This is a genomic window from Streptantibioticus parmotrematis, assembly GCF_019890615.1.
Taxonomy (GTDB): domain Bacteria; phylum Actinomycetota; class Actinomycetes; order Streptomycetales; family Streptomycetaceae; genus Streptantibioticus_D; species Streptantibioticus_D parmotrematis.
This window is the reverse complement of the sequence record NZ_JAINVZ010000060.1, coordinates 1-1,009: the sequence shown is the minus strand read 5'-3', so window position 1 is coordinate 1,009 and position 1,009 is coordinate 1. Positions and strand designations below refer to the sequence as shown.

Genomic DNA, 1,009 nt, shown 5'->3' with positions numbered 1-1,009 from the left:
CCCCGGCCTCCGCCGGGCCGGTGACGCCTGGTGGTCTGCCGGCGTTGTCGCTGGTGCCGAAGGCCGACGGGAAGCAGTCCGCGCGGGACTTCAAGTCCGACCAGGAAGTGCGCTGGTGCCCCGGATGCGGTGACTACGCCATCCTCGCCGCCGTCCAGGGCTTCCTGCCAGAGCTGGGCCTGGCACGCGAGAACGTGGTGTTCATCTCCGGCATCGGCTGCTCCTCCCGCTTCCCGTACTACATGAACACCTACGGGATGCACTCCATCCACGGCCGCGCCCCCGCCATCGCCACCGGACTCGCCACCACCCGCCGCGACCTGTCCGTATGGGTCGTCACCGGCGACGGCGACGCCCTGTCCATCGGCGGCAACCACCTCATCCACGCCCTGCGCCGCAACGTCAACCTCAAAATCCTGCTCTTCAACAACCGCATCTACGGCCTCACCAAAGGCCAGTACTCCCCCACCTCCGAAACCGGCAAAATCACCAAATCCACCCCCATGGGGTCCCTCGACACCCCCTTCAACCCCCTCTCCCTCGCCCTCGGAGCCGAAGCAGGATTCGTCGCCCGCACCATCGACTCCGACCGCAAACACCTCACCAACGTCCTACGCCAAGCCGCCGCCCACCCCGGCACCGCCCTCGTCGAGATCTACCAGAACTGCAACATCTTCAACGACGGCGCCTTCGACGCCCTCAAAAACCCCACCACCGCCGACGACACCCTCATCCGCCTCGAACACGGCCAACCCATCCGCTTCGGCACCAACAACACCAAAGGCATCGTCCGCGATCCCCACACCGGAGAGCTGACCGCCGTCGAGGTCACCGACACCAACACCCACCAGATCCTGGTGCACGACGCCCACGCCACCTCACCCACCACCGCCTTCGCCCTCACCCGCCTCGCCGACCCCGACACCCTCCACCACACCCCCATCGGCATCCTGCGCGACACCACCCGCCCCGTCTACGACACCACCATGAACAACCAACTCGACACCGC

Annotated in this window: 1 protein-coding gene; it reads left to right on the top strand. The window is 66.9% G+C overall.

Translation table 11 applies throughout. The features are described 5' to 3' along the window. Positions 1-20: 20 nt before the first annotated feature. Positions 21-1,009, top strand: a 989-nt coding sequence (locus K7472_RS32215) for a 2-oxoacid:ferredoxin oxidoreductase subunit beta (protein WP_222982807.1), incomplete at its 3' end; no start/stop codon positions are given.